The 25,269-nt window shown below is 68.2% G+C and carries 23 protein-coding genes; 8 read left to right on the forward strand and 15 right to left on the reverse strand.

Annotated elements, in window-relative coordinates; all coding sequences use genetic code 11:
• Positions 1 to 4: 4 nt before the first annotated feature.
• The 3 genes from flgM to CFB47_RS17285 all read left to right on the forward strand — a co-directional run bounded on the left by flgM (position 5) and on the right by CFB47_RS17285 (position 2,376).
• Complete coding sequence (gene flgM / locus CFB47_RS17275) at positions 5 to 334, forward strand: flagellar biosynthesis anti-sigma factor FlgM (RefSeq protein WP_089441212.1); 330 nt, start codon at positions 5 to 7, stop codon at positions 332 to 334.
• Positions 335 to 404: 70 nt separating this feature from the next.
• On the forward strand, positions 405 to 845 hold the full coding sequence (locus tag CFB47_RS17280; protein ID WP_089431819.1) for a flagella synthesis protein FlgN: 441 nt from the start codon (positions 405 to 407) through the stop codon (positions 843 to 845).
• A gap of 175 nt (positions 846 to 1,020) precedes the next feature.
• Positions 1,021 to 2,376 (forward strand): SGNH/GDSL hydrolase family protein, encoded by a 1,356-nt coding sequence (locus tag CFB47_RS17285; protein ID WP_089461754.1) that lies wholly within the window; start codon positions 1,021 to 1,023, stop codon positions 2,374 to 2,376.
• A gap of 19 nt (positions 2,377 to 2,395) precedes the next feature.
• Here the strand turns inward: CFB47_RS17285 and CFB47_RS17290 are convergent, their stop codons facing one another.
• On the reverse strand, positions 2,396 to 4,246 hold the full coding sequence (locus tag CFB47_RS17290; RefSeq protein ID WP_089461841.1) for a M24 family metallopeptidase: 1,851 nt from the start codon (positions 4,244 to 4,246) through the stop codon (positions 2,396 to 2,398).
• A 435-nt stretch (positions 4,247 to 4,681) separates the two neighbouring features.
• On the opposite strand from CFB47_RS17290, the gene CFB47_RS17295 reads away from it, so the two are divergent.
• Positions 4,682 to 5,467 (forward strand): helix-turn-helix domain-containing protein, encoded by a 786-nt coding sequence (locus CFB47_RS17295; RefSeq protein WP_089461755.1) that lies wholly within the window; start codon positions 4,682 to 4,684, stop codon positions 5,465 to 5,467.
• Between the two features lie 58 nt (positions 5,468 to 5,525).
• Here the strand turns inward: CFB47_RS17295 and CFB47_RS17300 are convergent, their stop codons facing one another.
• From CFB47_RS17300 to CFB47_RS17315, 4 genes are read right to left on the reverse strand one after another with little or no spacing between them, the layout of a single operon-like run.
• Positions 5,526 to 6,767, reverse strand: coding sequence for a multifunctional CCA addition/repair protein (locus CFB47_RS17300; protein WP_089441216.1), 1,242 nt, complete (start codon positions 6,765 to 6,767; stop codon positions 5,526 to 5,528).
• Positions 6,764 to 7,411, reverse strand: a complete 648-nt coding sequence (locus tag CFB47_RS17305; protein WP_089441217.1) for a glutathione S-transferase family protein — start codon at positions 7,409 to 7,411, stop codon at positions 6,764 to 6,766. Before CFB47_RS17305 ends, CFB47_RS17300 begins: the two co-directional genes overlap by 4 nt.
• Before the next feature lie 47 nt (positions 7,412 to 7,458).
• Positions 7,459 to 8,418, reverse strand: coding sequence for a complex I NDUFA9 subunit family protein (locus CFB47_RS17310; protein ID WP_089461756.1), 960 nt, complete (start codon positions 8,416 to 8,418; stop codon positions 7,459 to 7,461).
• A gap of 57 nt (positions 8,419 to 8,475) precedes the next feature.
• Positions 8,476 to 10,428, reverse strand: a complete 1,953-nt coding sequence (locus CFB47_RS17315) for a lytic transglycosylase domain-containing protein (RefSeq protein WP_089457078.1) — start codon at positions 10,426 to 10,428, stop codon at positions 8,476 to 8,478.
• A gap of 8 nt (positions 10,429 to 10,436) precedes the next feature.
• Here CFB47_RS17315 and CFB47_RS17320 point away from each other — a divergent pair, with 8 nt between their 5' ends.
• Positions 10,437 to 11,045 (forward strand): 5-formyltetrahydrofolate cyclo-ligase, encoded by a 609-nt coding sequence (locus CFB47_RS17320; RefSeq protein ID WP_089461757.1) that lies wholly within the window; start codon positions 10,437 to 10,439, stop codon positions 11,043 to 11,045.
• Positions 11,046 to 11,119: 74 nt separating this feature from the next.
• Here CFB47_RS17320 and CFB47_RS17325 read toward each other — a convergent pair whose 3' ends face one another.
• Positions 11,120 to 11,632: a winged helix DNA-binding protein gene (locus CFB47_RS17325; protein WP_027788908.1), complete on the reverse strand. Its 513-nt coding sequence runs from the start codon at positions 11,630 to 11,632 to the stop codon at positions 11,120 to 11,122.
• A gap of 148 nt (positions 11,633 to 11,780) precedes the next feature.
• On the opposite strand from CFB47_RS17325, the gene pxpB reads away from it, so the two are divergent.
• From pxpB to pxpA, 3 genes are all read left to right on the forward strand, one after another.
• Positions 11,781 to 12,437 (forward strand): 5-oxoprolinase subunit PxpB, encoded by a 657-nt coding sequence (gene pxpB, locus CFB47_RS17330; protein WP_089461758.1) that lies wholly within the window; start codon positions 11,781 to 11,783, stop codon positions 12,435 to 12,437.
• Positions 12,434 to 13,501, forward strand: coding sequence for a biotin-dependent carboxyltransferase family protein (locus CFB47_RS17335; RefSeq protein ID WP_089441222.1), 1,068 nt, complete (start codon positions 12,434 to 12,436; stop codon positions 13,499 to 13,501). Before pxpB ends, CFB47_RS17335 begins: the two co-directional genes overlap by 4 nt.
• 73 nt (positions 13,502 to 13,574) lie before the next feature.
• The gene (gene pxpA / locus CFB47_RS17340; RefSeq protein WP_011353486.1) at positions 13,575 to 14,339 is read left to right on the forward strand and encodes a 5-oxoprolinase subunit PxpA; all 765 of its coding nucleotides are present in this window, start codon (positions 13,575 to 13,577) and stop codon (positions 14,337 to 14,339) included.
• A 560-nt stretch (positions 14,340 to 14,899) separates the two neighbouring features.
• Here the strand turns inward: pxpA and CFB47_RS17345 are convergent.
• The 9 genes from CFB47_RS17345 to CFB47_RS17385 form a co-directional block, all read right to left on the reverse strand.
• On the reverse strand, positions 14,900 to 16,045 hold the full coding sequence (locus tag CFB47_RS17345) for a TraB/GumN family protein (RefSeq protein ID WP_089461759.1): 1,146 nt from the start codon (positions 16,043 to 16,045) through the stop codon (positions 14,900 to 14,902).
• Positions 16,038 to 17,054: a peptide ABC transporter ATP-binding protein gene (locus CFB47_RS17350; protein ID WP_089441225.1), complete on the reverse strand. Its 1,017-nt coding sequence runs from the start codon at positions 17,052 to 17,054 to the stop codon at positions 16,038 to 16,040. The genes CFB47_RS17345 and CFB47_RS17350 overlap by 8 nt, the downstream gene beginning before the upstream one ends.
• A complete protein-coding gene (locus CFB47_RS17355; RefSeq protein ID WP_089441226.1) occupies positions 17,051 to 18,046 on the reverse strand; it encodes an ABC transporter ATP-binding protein in 996 nt (331 codons plus the stop codon). Before CFB47_RS17355 ends, CFB47_RS17350 begins: the two co-directional genes overlap by 4 nt.
• Before the next feature lie 2 nt (positions 18,047 to 18,048).
• Positions 18,049 to 18,966, reverse strand: coding sequence for an ABC transporter permease subunit (locus tag CFB47_RS17360; protein ID WP_089461760.1), 918 nt, complete (start codon positions 18,964 to 18,966; stop codon positions 18,049 to 18,051).
• A gap of 4 nt (positions 18,967 to 18,970) precedes the next feature.
• A complete protein-coding gene (locus CFB47_RS17365) occupies positions 18,971 to 19,981 on the reverse strand; it encodes an ABC transporter permease subunit (RefSeq protein ID WP_089461761.1) in 1,011 nt (336 codons plus the stop codon).
• A 117-nt stretch (positions 19,982 to 20,098) separates the two neighbouring features.
• Positions 20,099 to 21,727, reverse strand: a complete 1,629-nt coding sequence (locus CFB47_RS17370) for an ABC transporter substrate-binding protein (protein ID WP_046544223.1) — start codon at positions 21,725 to 21,727, stop codon at positions 20,099 to 20,101.
• 343 nt (positions 21,728 to 22,070) lie between these two features.
• Positions 22,071 to 23,378 (reverse strand): MFS transporter, encoded by a 1,308-nt coding sequence (locus tag CFB47_RS17375; protein WP_089441228.1) that lies wholly within the window; start codon positions 23,376 to 23,378, stop codon positions 22,071 to 22,073.
• A 191-nt stretch (positions 23,379 to 23,569) separates the two neighbouring features.
• Positions 23,570 to 23,881 (reverse strand): high-potential iron-sulfur protein, encoded by a 312-nt coding sequence (locus CFB47_RS17380; RefSeq protein WP_039354792.1) that lies wholly within the window; start codon positions 23,879 to 23,881, stop codon positions 23,570 to 23,572.
• Positions 23,882 to 24,018: 137 nt separating this feature from the next.
• A complete protein-coding gene (locus CFB47_RS17385) occupies positions 24,019 to 25,128 on the reverse strand; it encodes an NAD(P)/FAD-dependent oxidoreductase (protein ID WP_089457084.1) in 1,110 nt (369 codons plus the stop codon).
• Between the last annotated feature and the right edge of the window lie 141 nt (positions 25,129 to 25,269).

Genomic DNA, 25,269 nt, shown 5'->3' on the forward strand with positions numbered 1-25,269 from the left:
CATCGTGAAGATCGATTCCACTCCGAACCCGAGCCCCCTGGCGCCGACCGGCAACGGCGCGACCCGTGCGCAATCCGGCGCGGCCTCGTCCTCGTCCGCGCAGGCGGCCGATGCGGGGTCGACCGGCGGCGACCCGAGCGTGAACCTGTCGGGGCTGTCCGGGCGGTTGCGCTCGGTAACCGCGTCCGGCAACGGCGATATCGACACGGGCCTGGTCCAGTCGATCAAGGACGCGCTGAACAATGGCACGCTGACGATCGACGCGAACAAGATCGCCGACGGCGTATTGAATACCGCCCGAGAGCTGCTGCAGCAGCAGCGCCCGGGCAACTGAAGCGGGCCTCGCGAGGCCCGCCCCCCCGGTTTGCCGGCGCGACCCGCGCCGGCGCGACGAGCATGACGCGATGAGAGAAGAGCTGCTGGCCACGGTCAATGACGAACACGCGACGGTCGAGGCGTTCGCGTCCCTGCTCGCGTACGAGGAAAAGGCGCTGACGATGGCGCAGCCGCTCGAGATGCTGCCCGGGATCGTCGAGAAGAAAAGCGAGCTGATCGACCGGCTCGCGCAGCTCGAACGCACGCGCGACACCCAGCTTTCCGCACTCGGCTTTCCGGCCGGCAAGAAGGGGATGGACCAGGCCGCCGAGCGCGATGCCCGCCTCGCCGGCCGCTGGCAGTTGCTGCAGCAGTCCGCCGAACGCGCGCGCCAGGCCAACGCGAACAACGGGATGCTGATCCGGATCCGCATGGACTACAACGAGCGCGCGCTCGCGGTACTGCGCTCGGCGCCCGCGCCGGCCGGCATCTACGGCGCCGACGGCCGCGTGTCGGCCCTCACGCGCTGAAGCACTGACTGCCTGACTGACTGATCGGCGGCCGCGCCGCCACCGTACCTTCCCCCGCCGTTCGCGGCACGTCACGTTTCGACAGACCGGGCCCGAGCCCGGCACCCACGGTCCCTTCCGATACACGGTCGCGCAGCCGCGCGCCGTCCCGTCACAACAATCAGAAGAGGGCCGCATGCCAACTGTCCGCATTCCGTTTTCATCCCGCGTCGCTGCCGTTTGCGCTGTCGCCACGCTGGGCGCCGCGTTGACGCTCCCCGCCGCCCACGCCGCCAGCCCCGCGCCGCTGCCCACTCCGACGGGCGACATGTCGCTGTCGCCGGCCGGCCCTGACGTCGTGCCGCCGGCCGCCTCGAGCCCGCGAGGCGCCACGCCGCGCGCGTCCCGCCGCGGATCGGACACCTACACGTACCTGCGCTGCTGGTACCGGCTCGACGCGGACCCGCTGAAGCCGGCCGCGACCTACGAATGGGCGCGCAACCCGGCCGGCGGCGACTGGTATCGCGTGTCCGGCTACTGGTGGGCGGACGGCATCACGCAGTGGAAGAACATGTTCTACAGCACGACGCCGCAGGACACGCTCGCCGACGTGTGCCGCCAGACGCTGGCCGCGAAAGGCATCAGGACCGAGCTCGTGCAGGCGGTCGCGGCGAACAACGCGCTGTCGTTCAACTACACGGTATGGACCATCGACGCCGCGCAGCAGGACGCGCGCGTCAACAAGCTGATCGTGTTCGGCGACAGCCTGTCCGACACGCAGAACATGTTCAACGCGAGCCAGTGGAAGCTGCCGAACGGCACGAGCTGGAATGCGGGGCGCTTCAGCAACGGCCCGGTGTGGGCCGAATATCTCGCCAACACGCTGCGGCTGCCGTTCTACAACTGGGCGATCGGCGGCGCGGCGACCGACCAGTACCTCGTCGTGCCGGGCCTCGTGCAGCAGATCGACTCGTGGCGCGAATACATGGATCGCGCGCCGGACTACCGGCCCGCCAACACGCTGTTCGCGGTGTTCGCGGGCGGCAATGACCTGGTGAACTACGGGCGCTCGCCCGAGCAGGCGGCGAATGCGGTGCGCGACAGCCTCGAGCGGCTCGCCGCGGCCGGCGCGACGCGGATCATGCTCGTCACGCTGCCGGACGTGTCGCGCGCGCCGGTGTTCGCGACCCGCACCGACACCGCGAGCGTCGCCGCGCAGGTGAAGGACTACAACCAGCGCCTCGCGGACGCGGCCGCCGCACTGCGCGCCCGCTACGGCGCGACGCTGCGGCTCGAGGTATTCGACGCGTATGCGCTGTTCGACGACCTGCTGAGCCACCCGGCCCAGTACGGCTTCGACGACGCGAAGCGTTCATGCCTCGACATCCCGAAGCCGACGTCGCTCACCTACCTGAGCGCGCAGACGCCGCGTGCGGACTGCCGCGATCCGGCGCGCTTCGTGTTCTGGGACACGCTGCACCCGACCACGCGCACGCACGCGTGGCTCGCCGAGCGGATCGCGCCGTTCGTGCGCGCACGCCTGCTGAACTGAGCGGCGCGCCCGGCCGTGCCTACAGCAGCGGACACGCGGTGACCTGCGTGCCGCGCTCCACGCACAGCCGCTCGTAGTCGCGCAGGTACGCGCGCTCGTCGTCGTCCAGCAGGTCGAGATCGATCAGGTCCCAGTCGTAGCCGACCGTCACGATGTTCTCGAACGTGACGGTGTCCGGCTGCGCGTCGTCCCGGTGGATGATCACGATGTTCTCGATCCGCACGCCGCCCTTGCCCGGCACGTAGATGCCCGGCTCGACCGAAATCACCGCATTCGGCACGAGCCCGTACTGCGCGCCCGGCGCGAACCGCACGCCGCCCTCGTGCACGTGAATCCCGACGCCGTGCCCGGTGCCGTGGCCGAAATCGTGGCCGTGGTCGCGGCACACCTGCCGCACGAGCGCATCGACGTCGCCGCCCTTCGCGGTGCTCGGGAAGCGCGTGACGAGCCCCTTGATGCAGGCCTTCAGCGCGACCGTGTAGATCTCGCGCTGCCACGGCTGCGCGACCGTTTCCGGCCGGGTCCGGCGCAGCACCACACGGGTGCAGTCCGTCGCGAAGCCGGCTTCGTAGTACGCGCCGCTGTCGAGCAGCACGAGTTCGCCCTCCGTCAGCGCGACGTCGGCGCTCGCCGCCGTGTAATGCGCGAACGCGCTGTTCGCGCCGTTCGCCGCGATCGACGGAAACGTCAGCGCCACCGCCGAGCGTGCGCCGTACGCGTCGTTGATCCTGCGCGCCAGATCGTATTCGGTGTGGCGCGCGCCCGGCTCGCCGGCCTTCGCCCAGCGCATCGTCTCGGCGATCGCCGCGGAGCTGCGCGCGAACGCGTCGCGGAACTGGTCGAGCACCGCCGGCGTCTTGCTGGCCCGCATCGCCTCGACCGGGTTGAAGTCGGCCTGCCGCGCGTGCGGCCACACCCGCTTCACCGCGTCGACGAGCGCGCAGTTCACCGATTCGAAGCCGTAGCACACGTGCTCGACGTCGAACTGCGCGAGAAAGCGTTCGAGCGCCGCGACATCGCGCCGGATCACGTGCAGCGCCGGATACGACGCGAGCGTGACCTCGCAGCGGTCGCAGCCTTCCGGCAGGAACAACGCCACCTCGCCGCCGACCACGAACAGGAAGCCGAGGTGCGACGACGCATTCGGAATGTGATAGCCGCGGCTGTTCAGCAGATACGCGAGATCGTCCGATGCGCAGGTGAAGAACGCGGTTTTGCCGTCCGGCGCGCCGGTATGCGCGGCGAGCTGGCGGTTCAGCGTGTCGAGGTTCTGCGCGACGCTCAGGCCGGTCGCCGATTCCGGCACTTCGAAGATCGGCCGCTCGACGACCCAGCCAGGCAGCGCGATCGCGCGATCGATCTCGCGGTCGACGAGGCTCGTCCAGTCGAGCGACGCGGCCTGCGTCCGTTCGAACAGCCGATCGCGCTGCGCGACGCTGATCCGCCGCGCGTCGTAGCCGACCCGTGCGAGCCGGCTGCCGTGCGCGACCAGCCAGTCGGCCATCGCCTGCCAGATCGTCACGTTCATCCCGAGCTTCTCGATGCGCACGCGCGCCGGATCGCACTGCTGCTCGGCCTGCAGGTGATAGCGGCCATCGACGAACAGCACGAACGGGGGCAGATCGAGCGCCTGCGCGGTCGCCGCGCTCAGGAAGATCCCGCAGCCGGCCGAGCCGTTGAAACCCGACACCGCATAGCGCGGATTGTTGGCGAGCGGCAGGTACTCGGTCACGTATTCGTCCTGCGACGTGACCAGCACCGCGTCGAGCCGCGCCGCGTCGAGCAGGCGCGACAGGCCCGCCTGCGTGTCGACGACGGATGCGTCGTACGGGGGAAGGTCGGAGAAGCTGTATTTCAGTCGATCGATCATCGGAAGCCCGTTATGCATTGTTGTCGGCGGCCGGCGGTGACGCAGCGGAGTGCAGGCCCGGGGCAGGCCTGATGCGGCACGGCGCCGCTGCAGGTGGACGTTCGGCCCGGCGCGGCACGGCGCCGGACCGCCGTGCCGTTCCGGCAGCAGTCCTTGAAAAAATTTTCGTCCCACTTAACTTTTTTTGATACGCGCGACAGAATCTAGAGCACGCCGAAATTGAGGTCAAGCTAAAATTTTCGTAGGGCTAAAATCGGCGCGGCACCTGCGTATCCCGGCACAACGCCGCATGAATTCGCCCGGCGACACGGCGCGGTACAATGCGCCGGCATCGCCGTCCCGACGGCCGTGCTTCGTGCGAGGCGCGGAAATCACCGTCCGGCGACTGCACCGCCCGTCCGCTCGCCTCCCGACTCGTTGTCACGAAAGAGATTCATGGATTCAGACATCATGCGTATCGGCCAGCGCATTCGCCGCCTGCGCCGGGAAGCGAAGAAGACGCTGCTGGAAGTCGCGACCGAGGCGAAGCTGTCGGTCGGGTTCCTGTCCCAGGTCGAGCGCCACCTCACGGGCATCTCGCTGTCGTCGCTCGTCAACGTCGCGAAGGCACTCGGCGTGCCGCTCGGCGCGCTGATCGACCAGCCGCGCCAGGCCCAGCCCGATTCGTACGAGGGCCGCCGCAAGCCGTACGCACTCGACGCCAGGTCGCAGTGGTACGAACGCCTTTCCACCACGTTCGACGGCAGCCAGATCAATGCGGTCAAGGTGCAGATGATGGAAGGCTACCGCTCGGAATGGGTCGCGCACGGCGGCGACGAATTCGTGTACGTGCTGGCCGGCCGGATCTGCTACACGGTCGGCAAGAAGGATTACCCGCTGTCGCCCGGCGACTCGCTGCACTTCGACGCGCGCAAGCGGCATCGGGTCGCCAACGTGGGCGACGGGCCGGCCGAGGTGATCACGGTCGGCACGCTGCCGCTGTTCGACGACCGTGGCACGGGGTTCGTGTCGGCGACGATGGACGTCGGGAAACCGGCACCCGCCGCGCGTGCGACGCCGGGCGAGCCGCGCGTGAGCCGCCGCGGGCCGGCGCCCGGGCGGGCGAAGCGCGATCGCGACGCCGGCGCGGCGGGAAAGGACAAGAAGGCCGCGGCCGAGCCGCGCGCATCCGCCGGCAAACGCCCGGCGGCCGCGAAGCCGGCGCGCAAGAAGAAGTCGTAACGGTTGCCGGGCGGCGGACGCAAGGCGTGCGCCCATCCCGCCGCCCTATTCGCCGGCCCTATTCGCCGATCTCGAGCGCCTGCGCGACGGCCGCGATCCGTGCGCGATGCACGGCGTCCTTGATCTTCTCCGTATCGTTGCCGATGCCGCGCGCGATTGCGCCGGCATCGACGCTGCGCGCGGCCGCGAGCGCGACGCGCAGCCGCTCGGCCTGCGGATACGGCTGGGTGTCGAGCCCGAGCCGCCCGCGCGCATCCGATTCGCACGCCTGCAGCATCTCGGCGAAACGCGCCGGCTTGCGCAGCGCGTCGCTGCGCTCGAACAGCCGCACCAGCGCGGCCGCGCCCATCTCCATCACGCGATGCAGGTTGCCGTGCTCGCGCGCGACGACCAGCGCGAGATCGCGGCATTCGTTCGGCACGCGCAACCGCTCGCACAACGGCTTGAGCAGGTCGACGCTGCGGCCCTCGTGGCCAACGTGGCGCGGCAGCACGTCGGCCGGCGTCGTCGCCTTGCCGAGATCGTGCGTGAGCGCCGCGAAGCGCACCGGCAGCGAATACCCCTGCTTCGCCGCATAGTCGACGACCATCATCACGTGCACGCCCGTGTCGACCTCCGGGTGGTAGTCGGCGCGCTGCGGCACGCCCCACAACGCATCGACTTCCGGCAGGATGCGCGCGAGCGCGCCGCACTCGCGCAGCACCGCGAACATCCGCGACGGCTTCGCTTCCATCAGCCCGCGCGCGATTTCCTGCCACACGCGCTCGGGCACGAGCGCGTCGACCTCGCCCGCGTCGACCATCCGCCGCATCAGCGCGAGCGTTTCGTCCGCGACCGTGAAATCCGCGAACCGCGCGGCGAAGCGCGCGATGCGCAGGATCCGCACCGGATCCTCGACGAACGCGTCGCTCACGTGCCGGAACACGCGCGCGCGCAGGTCGGCCTGCCCGTCGAACGGATCGATCACGGGCCCGACCAGGTCGCCCTCGGGGCTCACCTCGCGCGCCATCGCGTTGATCGTCAGGTCGCGCCGCGCGAGATCCTCGTCGAGCGTCACGTCCGGCGCGTAGTGGAACTGGAAGCCGTGATAGCCGGCCGCCGTCTTGCGCTCGGTGCGCGCGAGCGCGTACTCCTCCTGCGTGCGCGGATGCAGGAATACCGGGAAATCCTTGCCGACCGGCCGGAACCCCTGCGCGGCCATCTGCTCGGGGGTCGCGCCCACCACCACGTAGTCGCGGTCCTGCACGGGCACGCCGAGCAGTTCGTCGCGGATGGCGCCGCCTACTGCGTAGATGTTCATGGCTGCGGCTCGTATTCGGCGATCACGTTCGTTTCGCGGCGCGCGGCGTCGATCCAGCGCTGCACGGCCGGCAGCGCCGTCACGCGCGCCGCATAGCCGGCCGCTTCCGGCGACAGGCCCGGCGCGTACGTGTTGAAGCGCATCACGACGGGCGCGTACATCGCATCGGCGATGCCGAATTCGCCGAACAGGAACGGGCCGCCCGACGCCTCGAGACACGCGCTCCACAGCGCATCGATGCGCGCGACATCGGCGAGCGCGTCGGGTGTGGCGCCGCGCCCCGGCATCGACGCGCGCACGTTCATGCCCATCTGCGTGCGCAGCGCCGCGAAGCCCGAATGCATCTCGGCCGCGACGCAGCGCGCATGCGCGCGCTCGAGCGGATCGGCCGGCCACATCGGAAACTGCGGATAGCGTTCGGCGAGCGTCTCGGCGATCGCCAGCGAATCCCAGATCGCGACGCCGTGGTCGTCGATCAGGCACGGCACCTTGCCGGACGGCGAATACTCGCGGATGCGCGCGGCCGTGTCATCGTGGCGCAGCTCGATCGCGATCTCGTCGAACGGGATGCCGAAATGCGCGAGCAGCAGCCACGGGCGCATCGACCATGACGAGTAGTTCTTGTCTCCAATGACGAGTTTCATGACGGTGATCCGGAAAACGCGAAGGTGAAAAGGAAGACGCTGCCGGCCTAGCGGCGGGAGCGGAACCAGTCGAACCGGGAGCGCTGCGCGGCCTGGCCGAGATACGCGGGCGCGATGCTTTCGAGACTCGCGGGCGAGATCCCGAGTTCCGGGGCGAGCGGCCCCGCGAGCACGTTCGGCACCGACATCGTCGCGAGATTGTCGCGCGTGAGCACGGGCTCGCCGGGCAGGCATTCGAACACGCTTGCTTGCAGCCGCGCGAGCGCGTCGGGCAGCCGCACAATGCGTGCCTGGCGGCCGACCAGCGTGCCGCAATAGCGCACCAGCTGCTCGAGCGTGTAGACGGTCGGGCCGCCGAGTTCGTAGGTCTTGCCGTGTGCGGCCACGAGATCGAGCGTGTTGACGAACGCGCGCACGACATCGCCGACGAACACCGGCTGGAAGCGTGCGTCGGGCATCGCGAGCGGCAGCACGGGCACCGAGCGCTGCAGGTTCGCGAACGTGTTGAGGAACGCATCGCCGGGGCCGAACACGACCGACGGGCGGAAGATCGTCAGCGCGAGCGAATCGGTCGCCGCGATCGCATGCAGCGCGGCCTCGCCGTCGCCCTTCGAGCGCTGGTACATGCTCGGGCCGTGCGAATCGGCGCCGAGCGCGCTCATGTGCAGCACGCGCTGCACGCCCACCTCGGTGCAGGCGGTCGCGAGCGCGGCCGGCAGCGTGACGTGCGCGCGCTCGAAGCCGGGCCCGTACGGCGTGCCGCGGCCGCCGTGCAGCACGCCGACCAGGTTGATCGCCGCGTGCGCACCGGCGACGAAGCGCGCAAGCGTGCGCGTGTCGAGCGCGTCGAGCTCGACGATTTCGACCGGCAGCATCTGCAGGTGGCGCGCGTGGTCGCGCCGGCGCGTGCCGATCCGTACCTGCTTGCCGGATTCGATCAGTGCATTGACGAGCCGGCTGCCGATGAAGCCGGTGCCGCCCAGCAGAGCAACGGTCTGGCGATCCATGTCGTGAGCCTCAAAAGAACACTGCCGCGTCTCGCGCGGCAGTGTGAAGATTGCGTATCAGGGCGAGATCATGCCTAGACGTTTCTTCAACGACTGCGGCTTGCCCTCGAAGAGCGCCGCGTAATAGACGGTGTTCGACAGCACGTTCTTCACGTAGTCGCGCGTCTCGTTGAACGGAATCGTTTCTGCGAAGATCGCGCCTTCGACCGGCTGCGTCAACACCTGGCGCCACTGGCGCGGCCGCCCCGGGCCCGCGTTGTAGCCGGCCGTGGCGAGCACCGGCGAGCTGTCGAAGTTGTTGTAGATGTCCGCCAGATACCAGGTGCCGAGCTGGATGTTGGTATCGATGTCGTGCATCTGCGCGCGCGAGATCGTGCCCATGCCGAGCTTCCTCGCGACCATCTGCGCGGTGGCCGGCATCAGCTGCATCAGGCCGCCCGCGCCCACCGACGAACGCGCGCTGATGATGAAGCGCGATTCCTGGCGGATCAGCCCGTACGCCCATTCGATGTCGAGGCCCGTCGATTGCGCATAGCGCTCGACGATGTTGCGGTACGGCGACGGGTAGCGCAGCGTGAAGTCGTGCTCGGCCTTCGTGCGGTCGGCCGTGTTGACCGTACGGTCGAGCAGCTCGACGCGCTTGCCGTATTCGGCCGCGGCCAGCAGCTGGCGATCGGTCATCCCGCGCAGCGGCCAGTTCCATTCGCGGTTGCCTTCGAGGCGCAGGTTCAGCGCGTAGAAACGCTGCGCGAGCGCGAAGCCCGGAATCTTGCTCATCGCGTCGATCTCGGCGTCGCTCACCTTCGTGCGCGGCGGGATCGTCGTGCGCTGGCCGAGCTCTTCGCCGGCGAGCTGCCCGTAGAAGTTGAACTGGCCCGCGACCTGCTCGAATTCCTGGTTCGCCTGCAGCGTGTCGCCGCTCTGCTTGAGCGCGCGCGCATGCCAGTAGATCCACGCCGGATCGTTGCGCAGCGACGGCGGCATCTGCTCGATCGACCAGCGCACCATCGGCCAGTTGCCGGCGAGCAGCGCGGCGCGCGTGCGCCATTCGTAGCCCGGGTTCGACAGCGGCGCATTCGTCGACTTCGCGTACCAGACCGACGCGAGCGGCGAGCGCTTGATCGCGCCCTGGTAGCCGATCGCGCCCCACGCGATCGCCTGCTCCTGCTTGGTCAGCGACGGCGCGACCGTGGTCAGCATCCCGGCGGCGGCGTCCGGATCGTTGCGCGCCATGCGGCTGAGCGCGATCAGTGCGAGCTGGTGCGAGGTTGCGTCGGAGCCGACGCCGCGCGCGAGGTACAGCGGCGGCGCGCTCGTCGCCTGGTCGAAGCCGACCGGGCGCGGGCCGAGCGCATCGACGATCTTGCCGCCGAGCGTCGTGTAGTTCTGCTCGTACGCGAGGCGCGCCTGCTGCCACACGTCGTCGCTCGTGAACTGCTGGTTGACCGTGAGCGCGGTGATCAGGTCGACGCACGCGTCGCCGTAGTTCTTCGGCTCGACGAGCAGCGCACGCGCCGCTTCGGCGACGTTCTCGCCGCGCGCCGCGCGCGATTCGAGCGCATAGCACTTGACCTGCGTGTCGTCGTCGAGCACGAAGCGCTTGTATTGCTCGTCGAAGTTGCGCCAGTCGTGGCGCGCGCCGAGCACGAGCAGGTAGTCGTTGCGCAGGCGGTCGGCGATCGCCTGGCCGTCGTAGCGCTGCAGGAACGACTGCACGGGCGCGTCCGGCGCGTCCACGCGCGCGCGGCCCGTCGAATCGAACAGCTGCGGCTTGATCTGGAAATACTCGACGTAGGACGGTACCGGATAGTTCGGGATCATCGACGCGAGCTGCGCGGCTTTCGCGGCGTCGTTGCGACGCGCGGCTTCACGAAGCTGCACGAAGGTCTGGTCGTCCCCGGCGACCGTATCGTCGTTCGGTGCGGCGCACGCAGCCGTACCCGCGACGAGCGCGGCGGCCGAAAGTGTGAGCGCCACCGCGCGATATACTCGGAAAAGGCTGTTCGACATCGTTTTGAATGGAGCACGAAGTGAGCGAAAGCATAGCACGCAACCCTGTGCCGAACCCGAAGGTTGCGCTACGCAAAACGCTGTCCGGCGCGCGTCGCGACGCCGCGTCGCAACCCGCCGCGAACGCCGCGCTCGACGCGCGGCTGCGCACGCTGCTCGACCGGCTCGCGCCGCGCACGGTCGGGTTCTACTGGCCGCTGCCGGGTGAATTCGATGCGCGCGAGGCCGTGCTCGCGTGGTGCGCGGCCGGCGCCGGCAGGCAGGCTGCGCTGCCCGTGATCGACGAACGGCACACGCCGCTCGAGTTCCATGCGTGGGACGCGCACACGCCGATGCGCGAAGGGCATCACCGGATTCCGGAACCGGCGTCGGGAATCGTCGTCGTGCCCGACCTGTTGCTGATTCCCTGTGTGGGATTCGATCTGCAGCGCTACCGGCTGGGCTACGGCGGCGGCTACTACGACCGCACGCTCGCCGCGTGGCCGGGCAGCGCGCTGCCCGTAACCGTCGGCATTGCGTACGAAGCGTGCCGCGTCGATGCGCTGCCGGCCGAAGCGCACGATCTCGCGCTGCACTGGATCGTGACCGACGGCGCACTATACCCGGCCGCCGGATGACGCGGCGGGCGGCGCCGCACCCATCGTCGCACGCCCGTCAGCACTCCGCCTCGCACCACCCGCGGCGCAACCGTTTACAGCGACGCCGCCGCGCGCGCGGCCGTGTCGTACAGGCCCGATGCGTTGCGCAGCAACTGCGCCGCGTCGCCGATCTGCTCGTTGGTGAGCCCGCTGTCCTTCAGCGTCTCGATCAGGCAGTGCTCGCGCACCTCGCGGTACTTCAGGCACAGGTCGCGGCCCGCGTCGGTCGCGAAGAAGAACACTTCCTTGCCGTTCTTCTCGCTCTTCACATAGCCGCGGGCGATCAGTTTTTTCAGCGCATAGGTCGCGACGTGCGTATCCTCGATATTGAGCACGAAGCAGATGTCGGCGAGCTTCTTCTTGCGTTCGCGATGGCTGACGTGATGCAGCAGCGACACCTCGACCGCCGTCATGTCCTTCGCGCCGGCCGCCGACATGCAGCGCACCATCCACCGATTGAAAGCATTGCCTGCCATGATGAGGCCGTATTCGAGCTCCGACAGCTCCGCGCTCGAATCGGAAACGAGGTGTTCGGATGACACGATCTTGGTCGCAGGACGCTTCATGGAAAGGCGGAGCAAGCCGGATGACAGGGTGTGCCGAGTGTACGCCAGAAGCCCCGACATACGGGCTAGGCGAAAACGCTTATTGGGAAGTTGTCGATATTTTATTGACAATGTGCGCTAACATTGCCGTCCGAACCGTGCCAGTCCGATGACGCAACCCCGCTTTTATCCGCTCGGCGATGCCGCCCTCGTCTGCGAGGTGCCGCCGCCCGCCACGCTCGATTGCCAGCGCCGCGTCTGGGCCGTTGCCGAGGCCGCGCGCGCGTGGCCCGACGTGATCGACGTCGTGCCCGGCATGAACAACCTGACGATCGTGTTCGACGCGCTCGCCACGACGGCCGAGTCGCTCACGCCCGCGCTGCGCGACGCGTGGGAGACGGCCGACGTCGAGCACGCGGACGGCCGCGAGGTCGAGATCCCGGTCGAATACGGCGGCGCCGCCGGCCCCGATCTCCCCGCTGTCGCCGCGCATACCGGCCTGCCGGTCGACGAGGTCGTCGCCCGCCACGCGGCCGGCGCCTACGTCGTGTTCTTCGTCGGCTTCCAGCCGGGCTTCGCGTATCTCGGCGGGCTCGACACGGCACTGCACACGCCGCGCCGCGCGGCACCGCGCCTCGAGGTGCCGGCCGGCTCGGTCGGCATCGGCGGCGCGCAGACGGGCATCTACCCGGCCACGTCGCCCGGCGGCTGGCAACTGATCGGCCGTACGTCGCACGTGCTGTTCGATCCTGCGCGGCCGCAACCGACGCTGCTGCTGCCCGGCGACCGCGTACGCTTCACCATTGCCGGAGTCGACGCACGATGACCCAGAGCACCGTACCGGGCACCATCGAAGTGGTGCGGGCCGGCCCGCTGTCCACCGTGCAGGATCTCGGGCGCCGCGGCGCGCGCCATCTCGGCGTCGCGCAGGGCGGCGCGCTCGACGGCCTCGCGCTCGAAGTCGGCAACCGGCTGGTCGGCAACCGCCCCGATGCGGCGGCCGTCGAGATCACGATCGGCCCGGCCGCTTTCCGCTTCACGCGCGCGACCCGCATCGCGATCACCGGCACCGAGTTCGGTGCGACGCTCGACGGCCAGCGCGTATATTCATGGTGGAGCCTGCCGGTCGAGGCCGGGCAGACGCTCGTGCTGCCCGCCGCGAAACGCGGGATGCGCGGCTACCTGTGCATCGCCGGCGGCATCGACGTGCTGCCGATGCTCGGCTCGCGCAGCACCGATCTCGCGTCGCGCTTCGGCGGCCTCGGCGGCCGCGCGCTGCGCGACGGCGATCGGCTTCCGGTCGGCGTGCTTCCGGCCGGGATGGGTTGCCTCGCGGCCGACGCGCCCGAATTCGGCGTCAAGGCGCCGGCGTGGTGCGCGTTCGTGCGCGTCGACGAGCCGCCGCGCCGACACCGCCCCGCGCATGCGCCGTGGGCGATGCCGGTGCGCGTGCTGCCGGGCCCCGACTACGCGTCGTTCGCCGCCGATTCGCAGCAGGCGTTCTGGGATGAGGAATGGCTGGTCACGGCGAACAGCAACCGCATGGGCTACCGGCTGGCCGGTGCCGAACTCGTGCGCGAGCGGCCGGCCGAGCTGCTGTCGCACGCGGTGCTGCCCGGCACGATCCAGGTGCCGCCGAACGGCCAGCCGATCGTGCTGATGCACGACGCGCAGACCACCGGCGGCTACCCGAAGATCGGCACGGTGATCCGTGCGGACTTGTGGAAACTCGCGCAGGCGCGGCTCAACCTGCCGATCCGCTTCGTGCGCACGACACCCGACGCCGCGCGCGCCGCGCTGGCCGCGGAACGTGCGTATCTGCGGCAGATCGACGTGGCGATCGACCTGCGCGAGGAAGCGCGCCGCCGCGCCGAGTCGCGTGCGGCGTGACAATGGCGGTAGCGGTACCGAAGGCAGTCGTCGTAGAGAAAACGGGCCACGCAACCAGTGGACGAGGAACATCATGCAAATCGATCTGAATGCCGATCTCGGCGAAGGATGCGGTTCGGACGAGGCGCTGCTCGACCTCGTGACGTCCGCGAACATCGCATGCGGGTGGCATGCGGGCGGCGCGAACGCGATGCGCGACTGCGTACGCTGGGCCGTGCAGAAAGGCGTGGCGATCGGCGCGCATCCGAGCTTTCACGATCCGGAGAATTTCGGCCGCAAGGAAATGCAGCTGCCGGCCAGCGACATCTACGCGGGCGTGCTGTACCAGCTCGGCGCGCTGTCGGCGATCGCGCAGGCCGAGGGCGGCCGCATCGCGCACGTGAAACCGCACGGTGCGCTGTACAACCAGGCCGCGCGCGACCCGATGATCGCCGATGCGGTGGTGTCCGCGATCCGCGATTTCGATCCGTCGCTCGCGGTGTTCGGGCTCGCGAACAGCGTGTTCGTCGCGGCCGCGCGGCACGCGGGGCTCGCCGCGGTGGAGGAAGTGTTCGCCGATCGCGGCTACCGCGCCGATGGCTCGCTCGTGCCGCGCAACCAGCCCGGCGCGCTGATCGACGACGAGGACACGATGATCGCGCGCACGCTGGACATGGTGCGCAGCCGGCAGGTGCGGGCGATCGGCGGCGAATGGGTGATGCTCAATGCGCAGACCGTCTGCCTGCACGGCGACGGGCCGCACGCGCTGGTCTTCGCGAAACGGATTCGCGCCGCGCTCGAGGCGGTGGGTGTCGACGTGGTCGCGCCCGGCATGCTGCAGGCCGACGAACGCGCCTGATCCGGCCGATCGCGCCGGCGCACACACGATCCGTCGCACCAAAGAAAAAAGCGCCCTCGTGGCGCTTTTCCGTTGGCGCAATCGCTGCGGCTTCGCCGTCTGTCGATTCGCCCCCCGAAACCGTCTTGCGACGGTGACCGGAAAACTATTCCGGATTAAAAAACGTCCGCCGCCGCCCGATCACTGCCTTTCCCCGGTGGGACGACGGAACGTTGCTTATCCCGCAAGTCGGCCTGCATGCCTTGTTGTTGTCCGACGATGATTGGCCCCGCCGTACATGCAGACACTTCCGCGGCCGGCACGTGCACCACGTGCCGGCAACGCGCTAACCCCGCGCTTTATTTTCTGCTACCCCGTAGAACTTTTTCTATTCTTTTCATTTTTTCAACTTGTGGATCGAAGAATAGATATTGGCAGATCGGGATGTCAATCGTTTGAAACGCTATTTTCTGACGATTCGAGGGTTTTCCTTATCGAATCGCATGCCCAACCAGGCGTTCGAGCCGCTCGCACGGCGTCGATCAAACAGGGGAGGATCGGTTCGGGCGCGGTGACGGCGATCAGTTCGCGTCGACGCTGTAACCTTGTTGACGCAACAATTCGAGCACGCCGCGCGGGCCGCCCAGGTGCAGCGCGCCGATCGCGACGAACAGCGGCCGGTTCGGGGCGGCGATTGTCGTCATCCGTGCAACGAAGCGCCGGTTACGCTCGTACACGATCTTGTTGTCGATCGCGTCCGACAATGCCTTCGAACGCGCGAGCCGTTCGCTCTTCGCGACCGCCCATGCCGAGATCGCGTCGGCGTCGCCAATTCGCCACAGTCGATGCAGCGCCTTGATGTCGTCGGCGTTCTGCGCGGGCGTCTGCACCATGTCCTGCGCGAGCATCTCGCGCTGCTCGGCGAGCGTCAGCCCGGTGAACGCGCGCATCTGTTCGGCGAGCGTCTCGAGCCCGATCACGCGGCCGCCCTTCTTCTTCAGGAACACGTTCTGCAGCTGCGCCTCGGTGCCGTATTCCGTCTGCAGGCCGGCCGACAGCGAATCGTAGGTCTCGACGACGAGCGCCGCGAGCCACGGCCGCATCTTGCGGATCTCGACGAGCGCCGCCGGGTTGCCGCGCAGGCGCGCCGCGAGCCGCTGCCACAGCGGCTCGGGCAGCAGGCGCTGCAGGCACGGGTAGCGGCAGACGCCGTACTTCGACACGTCGTCCTGCGATTCGAGCAGATCGTCGGGCGACAGTTCGAGCGCCAGGGTGGGCGACGCGGCGAGCGCCGCGAGGATGCGCGGCCGGAACGGCTGCGCGCTCGGGTAGTCGGACGGGTCGCCGGTATGCAGCGTGCCGAGCACGTAGAGCGTGACCTTGCCCTTGGTCGCGACATAGAACGGCATGCGCGCGGGCTGTACCCGCACGGAGCCGCTTGAAACCGTGCCGTTCGACACGGCAGGCGCGTGGAAGCCCGGCAGGCTCATGCCGGGCGGCGGGACCTGCGACGGATGGATCGGTGAAGTGGCCGGCGCGCGCCCTTCGGCGCGCGCGGATTCGACGGGAACCACGAGGCTGGCCGCCACGCACGCGCCGGCCAGCGCCGCGCCCGTGACGGTACGCACGCTCCAGCGCCGCGCGTAGCGGTACGCGCGCATCACGCGCGCGCTGCTTGCCCCCGCACGGCGCACGCCGGACGCGCGCGCCGCCAACGCTTCAGGCATTCTCCTCCCCGACCTCCTCGGCCCGATGGCAGGCCACGCGCCGGCCGTCGACCTCGCGCAGCTGCGGCTCCTCCACCCGGCAGCGCTCGACCGCATACGGGCAGCGCTGATGGAACGCGCAGCCCGACGGCGGATTGAGCGGCGACGGCAGTTCGCCCTGCAGCTTGATCTGCACGCGGCGGTCTTCCTCGAAGATCGCCGGCGTCGCCGACATCAGCGCGCGCGTGTACGGATGGCGCGGCCGTGCGTAGATCGTCGCCTTGTCGCCCAGCTCCGCGACGCTGCCGAAGTACATCACCATCACGTCGTCCGCGACGTGCTCGACCACCGACAGGTTGTGCGAGATGAACACGTAGCTCGTCTTGAACTGTTCCTGCAGATCCATGAACAGGTTCAGGATCTGCGCCTGGATCGACACGTCGAGCGCGGACACCGGCTCGTCGGCCACGACGATGCGCGGATCGAGGATCATCGCGCGCGCGATCGCGACACGCTGGCGCTGGCCGCCCGAGAACATGTGCGGATAACGCTTCGCGTGCTCGGGCCGCAGGCCGACCGTGCGCATGATCTGCGCGATGCGCTGCGCGCGTTCGGCGGCGGTCAGGTTCGCGTTGATCTCGAGCGGCTCGGACAGCGTCTGCTCGACGGTTTTGCGCGGATTCAGCGACGCGAACGGGTTCTGGAACACCATCTGCACACGGCGGCGCAGGTCGGCCACCGTCTCGCGGCTCGCGCCGGCCACGTTCTTGCCGTCGATCGTCAGGCTGCCCGAGGTGGGCGTCTCGATCATCGTCAGCTGGCGGGCGAGCGTCGACTTCCCGCAGCCCGATTCGCCGACGACGGCGAGCGTCTTGCCGCGCTTGAGCGAAAACGACACGCCGTTCAGCGCCTTCACCGTGCCCTGCCCGAACATCCCGCGCTTCACCGAATAGTGCTTCGCGAGGCCGTCGGCCACCAGCACGGCTTCCTCGTCGTGCGCCACGCGAGGCGTTTGATTGACTGCATTCATCGTGCACCTCCCGTCAGGTCGAGGTTGGAAACGTTGAGCGGCTTGATGCAGCGTGCGCGCATCGCATCGTTGGCCGGCACCAGCGTGTCGAGCGCCGGCCGCGCCTTGCGGCAATCGTCGACGACGTACTTGCAGCGCGGCGCGAACAGGCACCCGGACGGGCGATCATCGCGGCCCGGCACCATGCCGGGCAATGCGGCAAGGCGACGCGCCCCCTGATTGTGCTCGGGAATCGCCGCGAGCAGCGCTTCGGTGTACGGATGATGCGGCGCACGGAAGATGTCGGGCACGCGGTTGGTCTCGATCACCTCGCCCGCGTACATCACCGCCACGCGCTGCGCGACTTCCGACACCACGGCCAGGTCGTGCGAGATCAGCACGAGCGCCATGCCGCGCTCCTTCTGCAGCTTCACGAGCAGGTCCATGATCTGCGCCTGGATCGTCACGTCGAGCGCGGTGGTCGGCTCGTCGGCGATCAGCAGCTTCGGGTTGCACGCCACCGCCATCGCGATCATCACGCGCTGGTTCATCCCGCCCGACATCTGGTGCGGGAACGACGCGATGCGGTTCTTCGCGTCGGGAATGCCGACCTGGTCGAGCAGTTCGAGCGCACGCCGGTGCAACGCGTCGCCGCGCAAGCCCTCGTGCAGCTTCAGCACTTCCTTGATCTGGTAGCCGACCGTATAGCTCGGGTTCAGGCTCGTCAGCGCATCCTGGAACACCATCGCGATGTCCTTGCCGACGATCTTGCGGCGCGCCTTCGGCGACGCCTTCAGCAGGTCGACGCCGTTGAACGTGACTTCATCCGCCGTCACCTTGCCCGGCGCGTCGATCAGGCCCATCAGCGCCATCATCGTCACGCTCTTGCCCGAGCCCGATTCGCCGACGACGCCCACCACCTCGCCCGGCGCGATCGACAGGTTGATCCGGTCGACGGCGGGCAAGCCGTTGAAGTTCACCGCGAGATTGCGGATGGTCAGAAGATTACTCATGGTCACGCCATCCGTTTCAGTTTGGGATCCAACGCGTCGCGCAGCCCGTCGCCGAGCAGGTTGATCGCGAGCACCGAAATCAGGATCGACAGGCCCGGCATCGTCACGATCCACCATGCGTTGTCGATGTAGTCGCGCGCGGAGGCCAGCATCGCGCCCCATTCGGCGGTCGGCGGTTGCACGCCGAGGCCGAGGAAGCCGAGCGCGGCCGCGTCGAGAATCGCCGACGAGAAGCCGAGCGTCGCCTGCACGATCAGCGGCGCCGTGCAGTTCGGCAGCACCTGCGAAAACATCAGGCGCAGCGTGCCGGCACCGGCCACGCGCGACGCCGTCACGTACTCCTTCTGCAGCTCGCCGAGCGCCGATGCGCGCGTGAGACGCACATAGGCCGGCAGCGCGACGATCGCGATCGCGAACATCGTGTTGGTGAGGCCCGGGCCGATGATCGCGACGACCGCGACCGCGAGCAGCAGCGACGGCAGCGCGAGCAGCACGTCCATGATGCGCATCACGGGCGTGTCCGCCCACTTCTGGAAGAACGCGGCGACGAGCCCGAGCACGATGCCGGGGATCAGCGCGAGCACGACCGACACGAAGCCGATCCAGAACGACATCCGCGCGCCGTACATCAGGCGCGAAAGAATGTCGCGGCCCGCTTCGTCGGTGCCGAGGATGAATTTCCAGTTGCCGCCTTCAAGCCACGCGGGCGGGATCTTCACGAAGTCGCGGTATTGCTCGACCGGGCTGTGCGGCGCGAGCAGCGGCGCGAGCAGCGCGACCAGGATCAGCATGATCACGACGATGCCGGCGCCGACGGCGCCCCGGTTGCGCGAGAAGTTGGCCCAGAACTCGCGCAGCGCGAGCGCACGGCCGCCGGCCGGCGCGGATTCGGTCGGCAGGGTATTTTGCAGATTGCTCATGGGATTACCTCGTGTGGCGGATGCGCGGATTCAGCACGCCGTACAGCAGGTCGACGACCAGGTTCACGACGATCACGAGCGTCGCGATCAGCAGGATGCCGCCCTGGACGACCGGATAGTCGCGGCGCCCGATCGCATCGATCAGCCACTTGCCGACACCGGGCCACGAAAAGAGCGTCTCGGTCAGCACGGCGCCAGCAAGCAGCGTGCCGATCTGCAGGCCGATCACGGTGACGACCGGGATCAGCGCATTGCGCAGCGCATGCACGACGACCACGCGCGCGGGCGACAACCCCTTCGCGCGGGCGGTGCGGATGTAATCCTCGCGCAGCACTTCGAGCATCGACGAGCGCGTCATCCGCGCGATCACCGCGAGCGGGATCGTGCCGAGCACGATCGCGGGCAGGATCAGGTGGCTGACCGCCGACTTGAACGCGCCTTCATCCGGCGCGAGCAGCGCGTCGATCAGCATGAAGCCCGTCGGGTGCGGGAAGTCGTATTCGACGGCGATGCGCCCCGACACGGGCGTCCAGCCGAGGTATGACGAAAACACCATGATGAGGATCAGCCCCCACCAGAAGATCGGCATCGAATAGCCGGTGAGCGCGGTGCCCATCACGCCATGGTCGACGACCGAGCCGCGCCGCAGCGCAGCGATCACGCCGGCCGGCAGCCCGACCGCGAGCGCGAACACGAGTGCGCACAGCGACAGCTCGACGGTCGCCGGGAAGCGCGCGAAGAACTCGCCCGCGACGCTCGTGTTCGTGATGATCGACGTGCCGAGGTCGCCATGCAGCGCCCGGCCGATGTAGTGGATGTACTGCATGGGCAGCGGCTGGTCGAGCCCGAGGCGTTTCATCGCCTCCGCATGCATCGCGGGATCGACGCCGCGCTCGCCCATCATCACTTCGATGGGGTCGCCCGGTATCAGGTGAATCAGCGCAAACGCCAGGATGGTGATGCCGATGAAAGTCGGGATCACCATGCCCACGCGGCGCAACACGAATGTGAACATGATGCGTCTCGGATTTTCTTGTGGGAAATGTGCGACCGGCGACGGGAAGCTTTTGGCCTCCCGCCGCCGGATGAATTAGCCGGTCTCGGTCTTCGTAGACAGCTTACGCCGGGCGCGTTACTTCACGCTAACACCGTCGAAGCGGGCATAGCCGAGCGGCTCGATACGCATGTCGACCACGGTCTTGCGCACCGGCTGGTAGACCGTCGAGTTCGCGATCGGCGAGAACGGCAGCTGTTGCGCGAAGATCTGCTGAGCCTGCATGTAGAGCTTCGTCCGCGCGTCCTGGCCCGTCGTCGTGCGGCCCTTCTGGACCAGCTCGTCGAACGGCTTGTAGCACCAGTGCGAGAAGTTGTTGCCCTTGATCGCTTCGCAGCCGAGCAGCGTGCCGAGCCAGTTGTCCGGATCGCCGTTGTCGCCCGTCCAGCCGATCAGCATCGTGTCCTGCTCACCCGAGTGCGCGCGCTTGATGTACTCGCCCCACTCGTACGTGACGATCTTCGCCTTCACGCCGATCTTCGCCCAGTCGGCCTGGATCATCTCGGCCATCAGGCGGGCGTTCGGGTTGTACGCGCGCTGCACCGGCATCGCCCACAGCGTGATCTCGAAACCGTTCGGGAAGCCGGCCTTCGCGAGCAGCGCCTTCGCCTTCGCGGTGTCGTTCGGCGCCATCTTCAGGTTCTTGTCGTACGACCATTGGGTCGGCGGCATCGGCGCGTTGGCGGCCTGGCCTGCGCCCTGGTAGACGGACTCGAGGATCGCCTTCTTGTTGATCGCCATGTCGAGCGCCTGACGCACCTCGAGCTTGTCGACCGGCTTGTGCTCGACGTTGTACGCGAGATAGCCGAGGTTGAAGCCGGCCTGCGACGGCATGTCGACGTTCGAATCGGCCTTCAGCGTCGCGATGTCGGCCGGACGCGGATAGCTCATCACCTGGCATTCGTTGCGCTTGATCTTCTGCACGCGCACGCCCGGATCCGGCGTGATCGAGAAGATCAGCTTCGAGATCTTCACTTCGCCCTTCTTCCAGTAATCAGGATTGCCGTCGAATCGGATCGTCGCGTCCTTCGTGTAGCTGCGGAAGATGAACGGGCCCGTGCCGACCGGCTTCTGGTTGATGTCGGCGGCCTTGCCGGCCTTCATCAGCTGGTCGCCGTATTCGGCCGACAGGATCGACGCGAATTCCATCGCCATGTTCTGGATGAACGGCGCATTCGGCTCGGCGAGCGTGAACTTCACGGTGTACGGATCGACCTTCTCGACCTTCGTGATCAGCTTGTCGAGGCCCATGTCGGTGAAGTACGGGAACGACACCGGGTACGCCTTGCGGAACGCCTGGTTCGGGTCGAGCATGCGCTGGAACGTGAACAGCACGTCGTCCGCGTTGAATTCACGCGTCGGCTTGAAGAAGTCGGTCGTGTGGAACTTCACGCCGTGGCGCAGATGGAACGTGTACACCTTGCCGTCCGGCGACACGTCCCACTTCTCGGCGAGGCCCGGCTCGACCTTCGTGCCGCCGCGCTCGAATTCGACGAGACGGTTGTAGACGGTGAACGTGGCGGCGGTGAAATCGACGCCGGTCGTGAATTGCGCGGAATCGAAACCCGCCGGGCTGCCTTCTGAGCAGTAGACGAGCGTCTTGTTCGGGATCTGTGCGAATGCAGAGCCCGCGACGCCGAGCGATGCCGCTGCCACGCCTGCAATGGCGGTAACACGCAGGGTGTGCAACAGACGGTTGTATTCCATGTTTCCTCCAGGTCTCCAGATCGGAACCGGCCCGCCAGGGGCCGGCGTACGCGGATATTACTTGAGCTAACGATGTGGCAACAAGCTGGAGAAAAAACTCTTCTAGATGTCCCGCCGGGTTTTTGCCGATGTTTAGTGGGAGTAAAAAATGCGACAACGCGCGCGAGCGCCCATTTCGTTCATTTGGCGCAAGTTTCGTTCGACGACTAAACAATTCGGGCGCGACCACGAAGGATCGACCCACCGCGTTCCCGTGTTCTGCAGCACATCATTGCGTTTTGCGAAACGATCGGGTGACCGTCTTCAAATCGTCATGTTGTCGCGTCGCTGCGTCGCCGCGTCGTCACGCCGGCGCGTCGAGGTCGGCGCTGCGCGCGGGCACGAACGCGACCGCGACGATCGACAGCGCGATCCCGGCCATCACGTAGTAGGTCGGCGCGAGCGGCGTGCCCGTGACCTTGATCAGCCACGTGACGATGAACTGCCCGAAGCCGCCGAACAGCATCACCGCGACGTTGTACGCGATCGACAGCCCGGTCGAGCGCACGTTGGCCGGGAACAGCTCGGCGATCATCGCGCCGAACGGCCCGTAGTAGCCCGCGAGCGTGACCGACAGCACGGCCTGCACCGCGATCAGCCGCGCGATGCTCGGCGCTGCGTCGAGCCACGCGAACAGCGGATACATCAGCACGAGCGTGAGCACGAGCGACCACAGCGACAGCCCCTTGCGGCCGATGCGATCCGACCATGCGCCCGCGATCGGCGACAGCACCATCAGCAGCAGGTTGCCGACGATCACCGCATAGAACGATTCCGCGTACGGCAGCTTCAGCTGCTTCACCGCGAAGGTCGGCAGATAGCTGATCAGTACGTAGATCGTCACCGTCAGCGCGATCACCGAGCCGAGCCCGCACAGCACCTCGCGCGGATAGCGCGTGAACACTTCGCCGAGCGTCACGCGGCGCGCGCTTTGCTGCGCATGCAGGAACGCCTCGGAATCGGCGAGATGGCGGCGGATGTAGAAACCGATCGGGCCGATCACGAGCCCGAGGATGAACGGCACGCGCCAGCCCCAGCTGCGCAGCGCCTCGTGCGACAGCCCGCGTGTGACGGCCGCGCCGACGAGCGCGCCGATCAGCAGCGCGGCCGCCTGGCTCGCCATCTGCCAGCTGCCGTAGAAGCCGCGTTTCGAGAACGGCGCGGCCTCGATCAGCAGCGCCGTCGCGCTGCCGAATTCGCCGCCCGCGGAGAAGCCCTGCAGCAGACGGCCGAGCACGATCAGGAGCGGGCCGCCGATGCCGATCGCCGCATACGGCGGCGCGACCGCGAGCAGGAAGATGCCGGCCGTCATCAGGAGGATCACGAGCGACAGCGCGGCCTTGCGGCCTGCGCGATCCGCGTACAGCCCGAACACGATGCCGCCGATCGGACGCATGAAGAACGCGACGCCGAACGTCGCGGTGGTCAGCAGCAGCGACGAGTATTCGCTGGAGGTCGGGAAGAACAGTTCGGCGATCACGACCGTCATGAAGCCGAACACCGTGAAGTCGTACCACTCGAGCGCATTGCCGATCACGGCGGCCGCGACCGCACGCCGGTTCAGCGCACGCTCGGGCCGGATCGTTTTCGTTGAATTCGCAATCGTCGCCATGCGTGCCTCGTCCTCGTCGGTTCGCCGTGTCGGGCTGCGCGGCGCGCAAAGTGCCCGCGGCGCGCCGGTGTGCAGCGAGTGTAGAAAGCGACGGAACCGTTTTCAAGCAATAAAAAACGCCCGCCATCTTTCGACGGCGGGCGTTGTGCGGTTTTCGCCACAATGCGGCATCGCACGATGCCGCACGGGCCTCAACCCATCTTCGAGAAGGCGCTGCACCAGCCCTTCGCCGACACCTGCTTGCCGGGGAAGGCGCCGCACGGGCCCGAGGCCGAGCCCTTCTTGCCCTGGTACAGCATGCAGGCCGCGCAATCCTGGCCCGCTGCGTATTTCGGGTACTTCGTCTTGTCGACCTTCGTCGCATCGGCCTTGTAGCCGAGTGCCGTCGCGGTCGGGTCGCTTTCCGCGAGCATCGGCGCATCGGCCAGCGCTTCACGCGACAGCGCCAGCGCGGACACGGCACCAATGCTCGTAATCAGGAAACTCCGACGGGATGTTTTCATGGGGGACTCGCTCCAACGTTATCGGTTTGAAAGCTGTTCTGGCGACAGCCGTTCGACAGAATAACGCTCAAGCAAATAGTTGTGCGCGTCGAAATGTCATAGATAAGAAATTCGACACACCGGGCGAGTGCGCCGCGTCAGCGGTAAGCCGTCATGTCGCCCACCCGCTGCGCAAGCGCGAGCGACGCGGTGAGCCCAGGCGACTCGATGCCGAACAGGTTCACGAGCCCGCGCACGCCGTGCTGCGCGGCGCCCTGCACGATGAAGTCCGCCGGCGGCTCGCCCGGGCCCGCGACCTTCGGCCGAATGCCTGCATACGCCGGCTGCAGCGCGTCATCCGGCAAGCCCGGCCAGAACGCGCGGATCGACACGTAGAACGCGGTCGCGCGCGCCGGATCGACTTCGTAGCGCAGCGCATCGATCCATTCGACGTCCGGGCCGAAGCGCGCCTGCCCGCCGAGGTCGAGCGTCAGGTGCACGCCGAGCCCCGCGCGGTCGGGCATCGGGTAGATCAGGTGGGAAAACGGTGCGCGCCCCGACAGGCTGAAGTAGTTGCCGCGCGCGAGATAGAGCGGCGGCACCCAGCGCGGGTCGAGGCCGCGCGTGCGGCGCGCCAGCGCCTGCGCGCCGAGGCCCGCGCTGTTGATCACGCAGGCGGCCTCGATCTCGGTCGGCGCGTCGCCGCCCGTGCGCACGACGAAGCGTCCGCCGCGCAGCACGTCGATCGATTCGACCGGGGATTTCAGCGCGCACACGGCGCCGTCGCGCTCCGCGTCGCCGAGCAGCGCGAGCATCAGCTGGTGGCTGTCGACGATGCCGGTGGACGGCGAGAACAGCGCCTCGACGCATTCGAGCGCGGGCTCGAGCGTCTGCGCCTCGGCGCGCGTGAGCGGCATCAGGTCGAGCACGCCGTTTTCGGTCGCGCGTGCGGCGATCGCCCTCAACTGCTTCACCTGCGCGGCGCTCGTGGCGACGAGCAACTTGCCGGCGCGCCGGTGCGGCACGTGATGGGTCTCGCAGAATTCGTACAGCAGGTCGCGCCCGTGCACGCACGACGTCGCCTTCAGCGACCCGCGCGGATAGTAGAGCCCCGCGTGGATCACTTCGCTGTTGCGCGAACTCGTACCCGTGCCGATCGCATCGGCCGCCTCGAGCACGAGCGTTTCACGCCCGCGCGCGGCCAGTTCGCGCGCAATCGCCAGACCGACGACGCCCGCGCCGATCACGACACAATCCATCTGCTCCATGACGTTTCGCGCCGCTAGCGCGTCGAGGGGAGAGAAGGGAATTGTACGTCCCGGTTCATCCGCTTGCCGAAGGTCGTGCAGCGTTGCGCGACGACGCCGTGCGTGACGCGCGACGCACGACACGACACGCGGCTCTGCGCG

The organism is Burkholderia sp. AU27893 (genome assembly GCF_002223205.1).
Lineage (GTDB): Bacteria > Pseudomonadota > Gammaproteobacteria > Burkholderiales > Burkholderiaceae > Burkholderia.

Coding starts and splice junctions, on each gene's coding strand:
- CFB47_RS17280 (WP_089431819.1), top strand. CDS start 405: ATGAGAGAAGAGCTGCTGGCCACGGTCAATGACGAACACGCGACGGTC.
- CFB47_RS17350 (WP_089441225.1), bottom strand. CDS start 17,054: ATGAATGCAGTCAATCAAACGCCTCGCGTGGCGCACGACGAGGAAGCC.
- CFB47_RS17325 (WP_027788908.1), bottom strand. CDS start 11,632: ATGAAGCGTCCTGCGACCAAGATCGTGTCATCCGAACACCTCGTTTCC.
- CFB47_RS17335 (WP_089441222.1), top strand. CDS start 12,434: ATGACCCAGAGCACCGTACCGGGCACCATCGAAGTGGTGCGGGCCGGC.
- CFB47_RS17285 (WP_089461754.1), top strand. CDS start 1,021: ATGCCAACTGTCCGCATTCCGTTTTCATCCCGCGTCGCTGCCGTTTGC.
- CFB47_RS17310 (WP_089461756.1), bottom strand. CDS start 8,418: ATGGATCGCCAGACCGTTGCTCTGCTGGGCGGCACCGGCTTCATCGGC.
- CFB47_RS17360 (WP_089461760.1), bottom strand. CDS start 18,966: ATGAGCAATCTGCAAAATACCCTGCCGACCGAATCCGCGCCGGCCGGC.
- CFB47_RS17385 (WP_089457084.1), bottom strand. CDS start 25,128: ATGGAGCAGATGGATTGTGTCGTGATCGGCGCGGGCGTCGTCGGTCTG.
- CFB47_RS17295 (WP_089461755.1), top strand. CDS start 4,682: ATGGATTCAGACATCATGCGTATCGGCCAGCGCATTCGCCGCCTGCGC.
- CFB47_RS17365 (WP_089461761.1), bottom strand. CDS start 19,981: ATGTTCACATTCGTGTTGCGCCGCGTGGGCATGGTGATCCCGACTTTC.
- CFB47_RS17380 (WP_039354792.1), bottom strand. CDS start 23,881: ATGAAAACATCCCGTCGGAGTTTCCTGATTACGAGCATTGGTGCCGTG.
- pxpA (WP_011353486.1), top strand. CDS start 13,575: ATGCAAATCGATCTGAATGCCGATCTCGGCGAAGGATGCGGTTCGGAC.
- CFB47_RS17305 (WP_089441217.1), bottom strand. CDS start 7,411: ATGAAACTCGTCATTGGAGACAAGAACTACTCGTCATGGTCGATGCGC.
- CFB47_RS17290 (WP_089461841.1), bottom strand. CDS start 4,246: ATGATCGATCGACTGAAATACAGCTTCTCCGACCTTCCCCCGTACGAC.
- CFB47_RS17375 (WP_089441228.1), bottom strand. CDS start 23,378: ATGGCGACGATTGCGAATTCAACGAAAACGATCCGGCCCGAGCGTGCG.
- CFB47_RS17320 (WP_089461757.1), top strand. CDS start 10,437: ATGGAGCACGAAGTGAGCGAAAGCATAGCACGCAACCCTGTGCCGAAC.
- CFB47_RS17315 (WP_089457078.1), bottom strand. CDS start 10,428: ATGTCGAACAGCCTTTTCCGAGTATATCGCGCGGTGGCGCTCACACTT.
- CFB47_RS17355 (WP_089441226.1), bottom strand. CDS start 18,046: ATGAGTAATCTTCTGACCATCCGCAATCTCGCGGTGAACTTCAACGGC.
- pxpB (WP_089461758.1), top strand. CDS start 11,781: ATGACGCAACCCCGCTTTTATCCGCTCGGCGATGCCGCCCTCGTCTGC.
- CFB47_RS17300 (WP_089441216.1), bottom strand. CDS start 6,767: ATGAACATCTACGCAGTAGGCGGCGCCATCCGCGACGAACTGCTCGGC.
- CFB47_RS17370 (WP_046544223.1), bottom strand. CDS start 21,727: ATGGAATACAACCGTCTGTTGCACACCCTGCGTGTTACCGCCATTGCA.
- CFB47_RS17345 (WP_089461759.1), bottom strand. CDS start 16,045: ATGCCTGAAGCGTTGGCGGCGCGCGCGTCCGGCGTGCGCCGTGCGGGG.